Origin of the sequence: Kitasatospora sp. NPDC091257 (assembly GCF_044757675.1) — a bacterium.
Lineage (GTDB): Bacteria > Actinomycetota > Actinomycetes > Streptomycetales > Streptomycetaceae > Kitasatospora > Kitasatospora lactacystinica.
Window position 1 is genome coordinate 1 of sequence record NZ_JBIVVI010000634.1, and the last position, 5,322, is coordinate 5,322.

At 74.2% G+C, this 5,322-nt stretch carries 4 protein-coding genes; 2 read left to right on the forward strand and 2 right to left on the reverse strand.

Annotation, left to right across the window (positions count from 1 at the left end):
- Positions 1–1,907 (reverse strand): hypothetical protein (locus ACIQOV_RS26095; protein ID WP_401052398.1); only part of this gene is annotated, 1,907 nt, incomplete at its 3' end.
- Between the two features lie 381 nt (positions 1,908–2,288).
- Between ACIQOV_RS26095 and ACIQOV_RS26100 the strand changes: the two genes are divergently transcribed.
- Positions 2,289–3,263 (forward strand): NAD-dependent epimerase/dehydratase family protein, encoded by a 975-nt coding sequence (locus ACIQOV_RS26100; RefSeq protein ID WP_401052400.1) that lies wholly within the window; start codon positions 2,289–2,291, stop codon positions 3,261–3,263.
- A 168-nt stretch (positions 3,264–3,431) separates the two neighbouring features.
- On the opposite strand, the gene ACIQOV_RS26105 is transcribed toward ACIQOV_RS26100, so the two are convergent.
- The gene (locus ACIQOV_RS26105) at positions 3,432–4,469 is read right to left on the reverse strand and encodes an aldo/keto reductase (protein WP_401052404.1); all 1,038 of its coding nucleotides are present in this window, start codon (positions 4,467–4,469) and stop codon (positions 3,432–3,434) included.
- 117 nt (positions 4,470–4,586) lie between these two features.
- On the opposite strand from ACIQOV_RS26105, the gene ACIQOV_RS26110 reads away from it, so the two are divergent.
- Complete coding sequence (locus ACIQOV_RS26110; RefSeq protein ID WP_401052402.1) at positions 4,587–5,222, forward strand: TetR/AcrR family transcriptional regulator; 636 nt, start codon at positions 4,587–4,589, stop codon at positions 5,220–5,222.
- The last annotated feature ends 100 nt before the right edge of the window (positions 5,223–5,322 follow it).

Consider the following 5,322-nt stretch of genomic DNA (forward strand, 5'->3'; position numbering starts at 1 on the left):
AGGTGGACGGTGGCACCCGGAACCGGCTTCTGGCCCGGCAGTTGGAGGCCGCTGCGCTCGGGGTCGTACCAGACCCGGTTGCCGATCTGGAGCGGCGCCTGGTCGCAGAGCACCTCCAGGTCGCCCATCGCGGCGCCCTTGCCGAACGGCGGGACGCCCGGGGCCGTGTTGAGCCGCACGCCGCCGTCCGCCTTGCCGTCGCGCTTCTGGAAGGCGCTGCCGTAGCCGAAGGCCTTGCTGTCGCTGTCGTAGCCCGAGATCGCGATGGAGTCCTCGACCTTCGAGAACGCCATCCCGGCGTTGGCGGGGTTGTTGTGGCCGATCCGGCTGTTGTCGAAGAACCGCTGGCCCCGGGTGGTGGACCCGCAGCCCAGGTTGGTGTCCAGCACGTAGGTGCCGTTCACCGGGCAGGCCTTGAGGAGGTCACCACCGGGCAGGACCATGGAGCCCTGGCCGGCCGTCGGGCCGGCCGCCGACTGGTCGCCGAAGCGGTCCCGGAAGGCGAGCAGCATCGAGCCGTCGGTCTCGAACGCGATCTCGGCCACCGCCGGCTCGGGGTTGGCCAGGTAGTTGGCCCCGCAGGCATGGCCGTTCTGGGTGGTCGGGAAGGTGTCCTGCCACGGGAACCAGCTGGAGCCGGGGCACGGGGTGCCGACCGTGTTGCCGCGCGGGTAGTCGAGCGGCTGGTTCAGCACCGCCGACTTGAACGCGCCGGTGGCCAGGTCGAACGGCAGCACCACGGCCCGCAGGTCCGAGGCCTTGCCGGTGGACTCGCCCGAGCAGACGCCGCCGAGGAAGCCGGCGCCGTCCTGGAGGCCGAGGCCGTACGGACGCCAGTCCCCCGGCGCCGGGCAGCCCGGGTCCGGGATGGCGTAGGCGGCCTTGGGCGTGGCCGCCGTCGCCGCGGTGGCGTCGTAGCGGTAGAGCTTGCGGTCGTGCAGGTTGACGACGAAGAGGTCCTTGCCGTCGTCGGTGATCTTGATGCCGCCGAGGCTCTCCTTGCCCGCCGCGGCCAGGAAGTCGTCGTCGTTGCCCGGGCTGTGCGGGGTGGTGCCCGCGTCCGGGACGGTGGCGAACAGCGTGGTCTTCTTCGTCGCCCAGTCGGTGACGTAGATCCCGCCCGGGCCGCCGGGGCCGTAGCTGGTGGTCCGCTTGGCCTGGGCCGAGGAGAACACCCGCCGGTCGGCCTTGTTCCAGGCGATGCCGTACAGGTTCCCGGTCTGCCCGGCCGTGGCCACGTCGGTCAGGGTGAAGTCGGCACCGGCCGTTCCGCGGGATTCGTACGGGAAGGACACCAGCGTGTGCTGGGCGTCGCCCTCCCGGGGCGGGTTCTGACAGGTCGACACCAGCGGCGCGTTCTTCTGGCAGTAGTCACCCGGGCTCCAGAGCCCGGTGGTGATCTCCACCTTCTTGCCGCCGGAGAGGTCGACGAACTCCTCGTTGGAGCTCAGCTTGTTCGCCCCGCCGTCCAGGCCCTCGCGGGAGGCGAAGGCCGGGTAGAGCACGCCCGGCTTCGGATTCACCACCTGGACCCGGTACTTGCCGCCGGTCAGCTTGCTCGCGGCCGGTGCCAGCGTCACCGTGCCGTCCGCCGCCGTGGTGCCCTCGACGGAGGCCCCGGCCTCGTCGGTGAGCGTCACCTTCACGCCCGCCATGCCCGATTCCAGCCCGGGCGTCCACACACCGTCGGTGTCCACGGCCCGGATCACGTGGACCGCCACCGTGCCGTCACCGGTCTGGGGGAAGGCCGGAGGGGCCGCCGCCAGGGACCAGGATCCGGCCAGCACGGCCAGCGTCACCGCGCCGCCCGCGGTGCGAAGGCCCGCGGCACGGCGGCCGGGTGGGCCCGTCCGCCGCCCGCCGGGGCCGCGCGCGGCACCGGCGGTTCGTTCACTTGTCGTCGTCATCCCTGCTCTCATCGTCAAGTTGGGCCTGCCGCCCGACCTCATGAGCGAGTTCGAGAGTGGCGGAAAGCCGCCATTGTTAACGGGAGCTTAAAGGGACTTCACACAAGTTCGCCGGGGAACAGGGAACTTTGACCCGTCATCAGGCGTTACGAGGCCGTCACGACCGTTCGGCCGGCCCTCGCCCGCACCCGGCTGACCAGCGGGGACCGTCCGACCACGCCTCGCAGCAGCCGATCGTCGCCCTCCCACGCCGTTGACCGTCGAACACGCTTCCCGCCGGAACCCCGCACATCCGCCCCGACCCAACCACCCCAAGCACAACGTGAGCAACGATCGCGCACCGATTGGCCCCGGCGCGGGGCGGGCTGGCACGATGTCCGAATGCGCATTCTGGTCATCGGCGGCACCCGCTTCATCGGTTTCCACTTCGCCGAGGCGGCCCTGGCAGCCGGGCACGAGGTCACGGTGCTGCACCGCGGCCGTTCCGGCGCCGGGCTGCTCCCGGACGCCACCCACCTGATCGCCGACCGCGACGCCGACCTGTCCGCGCTGCGCGGCCGCAGCTGGGACGCCACCGTCGACCTCTGTGCCTACTTCCCGCGCCAGGTACGGGAGTTGGCAGCCGCTCTCGATCCCGGCGCGGCCGGGCGCTACCTGCTGGTCTCCTCGCTCTCGGTGTACGACGCCCCGGCCGCCCCGGGCTTCGCCGAGGACTCCCCGCTGCTCCCCGCCGACGGCCCGGAGGCCGCGGAGGTCACCGCCGAGAGCTACGGCGTCCTCAAGGTCCAGTGCGAGCGTGCCGCCCGGGAGGCCTTCGACCCGGAGACGCTGCTGATCCGCCCGACGTACGTGATCGGCCCCCGCGACTACACCCACCGCTTCGACCACTGGGTGCAGCGCCTCGCCCGGGGCGGCGAGGTGCTCGCCCCCGGCCGGCCGGACGCGCCGCTCCAGGTGGTCGACGTCCGCGACCTCACCGCCTGGATGCTCGGCCTCCTCGCACAGGGCGCCTGCGGCGCCTACCACGCCGCCACGCCGCCGCCGTTCGGCATGGGCGACCTGCTGGACGCCGTCGCCGCCGCGGTCGCCCCGCCCGGCACCACCCTCACCTGGGTGTCCGAGGACTTCCTGCGCGCCGCCGGCGTCCCGGAGCGTGCCCTGCCGCTGTGGCCCGCCGCCCCGGAGATCCGCGCCACCAGCACCGCCGATCCGGCCGCCGCCCTCACCACCGGCCTGACCCTCCGCCCGGTGGCCGAGACCGCCCGCGACATCCGGCCGTTCGAGCCCCTGCCGGACGCCCTGACCCCGGAGCGGGAGGCCGAACTCCTCGCCGCCTGGCACCGGCGGCAGGCCTGAGGGCCACCGTCGCCACCGCCGCCGCAGCCACCACCGCAGCCACCGGCGTGGGGCCGACCGCCGCCCCGCAGCAGCCGGTCCGGCCCCGGCCCGGACATCTCCCGGGCCGGGGCCCACGCGCCGCTTCCGCACCGCTTCGCCCCCGCGCCGCTCGGCCCGCGAGACCGGTCAGCCCGCGACGGGCGGGTTGAGCCGGGCGAAGGCCTCCTGCCGGCGGTACGGGAAGTACGGGTACGGCGCGGTGCGCGCGCTCGCCGCGTCCAGCCGGGCCACCTGGTCCTCCGTCAGCGCCCAGCCGACCGCGCCGAGGTTCTGGCGCAGCTGCTCCTCGTTGCGGGCGCCGATGATGACCGAGGAGACGGTCGGACGGCGCAGCAGCCAGTTGATCGCCACCTGGGGGACGGTGCGGCCGGTCTCGGCGGCGACCTCGTCCAGCGCGTCGACCACCCGGTACAGCAGCTCGTCCTCCACCGGCGGGCCGTAGTCGGCGGTCTCGTGCAGCCGGCTGCCGTCCGGGAGCGGCTGCCCGCGGCGGATCCTCCCGGTGAGCCGGCCCCAGCCGAGCGGGCTCCAGACCAGGGCCCCGACGCCCTCCTCCCGGGCGAGCGGCATCAGCTCCCACTCGTAGTCGCGGCCGACGAGCGAGTAGTAGACCTGGTGGGCGGCGTACCGGGGGCGGCCGTGCCGGTCGGCGAGGGCGAGGGACTTCATCAGCTGCCAGCCGGAGAAGTTGGAGACGCCGGTGTAGCGGATCTTGCCGGCCCGGACCAGGTCCTCCAGGGTCGCGAGCACCTCCTCGATCGGGGTGCCGGCGTCGTAGGCGTGCAGCTGGAAGAGGTCCAGGTGGTCGGTGCCGAGGCGGCGCAGCGCGTCGTCCACGCTCCGCACCAGCCGGGCGCGGGAGGTTCCGGCGTCCTGCGGGCCGTCGCCGGTGGGCAGTCCGGCCTTGGTGGAGATCAGCACCTGGTCGCGGCGGCCGCGGATCGCCTGGCCGAGCACCTCCTCGGAGGCGCCGTCGGAGTAGACGTCGGCGGTGTCGAAGAGGGTGACGCCGGCGTCGATGGCGATGTCGAGCAGCCGACGGGCCTCCTGGACGTCGGTGGTACCCCAGGCGCCGAACAGCGGGCCGCGGCCGCCGAAGGTGCCGGTGCCGAGACTGAGCGCGGGCACCTTGAGCCCGGACGCGCCGAGCCTGCGGTACTCCATGTCGGTGGCGATGGTCATGACGGTTCTCCCCTCGGAGCCCCTAATGGGACTCCCGTTCCGTTAGGATGCTCTGAACCTAGCAGACCCCATGCTTCTAATGGAACAGGAATCCCGTTAATGGCCGTCGAGCCCTCCACGCCCGAGCCCTCCACGCCCGGCACGGTCCGCCCCGGCGGCCGGACCGCCCGGGTCCGCGCCGCCGTCCTGCGCGCCGCCGAGGACGCCCTGGTCGAGCACGGCTTCAGCGGCCTCGACCTCGGCGACATCGCCCAGCGGGCCGAGGTCGGCCGCACCACCGTCTACCGCCGCTGGGGCAGCACCACCGCCCTGGTCGCGGACCTGCTCGCGGAGATGGCCGAGCAGTCGCTGCCGCGCACCGACAGCGGCTCCCTCGCCGGGGACCTGCGGGCCAACGCCCGGCTCGTCCAGCGCACCCTGGCCGACCCCCGGCAGGGCGCGCTCTTCCGCGCCGTCATCGTGGCGGCGACCTGCGACCCGGACGCGGCCGAGGCCCTGCGGCACTTCTACCGGCGCCGGGTCGAGGAGTGGGCGCCGTGCGTCACCGCGGCCGTCGAGCGCGGCGAACTCCCGCCGGACACCGACGGGTCCGAGGTCGTCCGGGCGGTCTCGGCGCCGCTCTACTACCGGATGCTCACCACCGCGGAGCCGCTGGACGAGGCGTCCGCCGACCGTGCGGCGGAGGCCGCCGAGGCGGCGGCCCGGGCCGGGGCGTACCGGCGCCGGGACGCGTAGGGCCGGTACGCCCCGGACGCGAACGGCCGCACAGCGCCGAAGCGTTGTACGGCCGTCGGGCCCGGGTGGGCCCAGGTGGGCCCGGAAAGGGCCGGGAGGG

Coding starts and splice junctions, on each gene's coding strand:
- ACIQOV_RS26100 (WP_401052400.1), top strand. CDS start 2,289: ATGCGCATTCTGGTCATCGGCGGCACCCGCTTCATCGGTTTCCACTTC.
- ACIQOV_RS26110 (WP_401052402.1), top strand. CDS start 4,587: ATGGCCGTCGAGCCCTCCACGCCCGAGCCCTCCACGCCCGGCACGGTC.
- ACIQOV_RS26105 (WP_401052404.1), bottom strand. CDS start 4,469: ATGGAGTACCGCAGGCTCGGCGCGTCCGGGCTCAAGGTGCCCGCGCTC.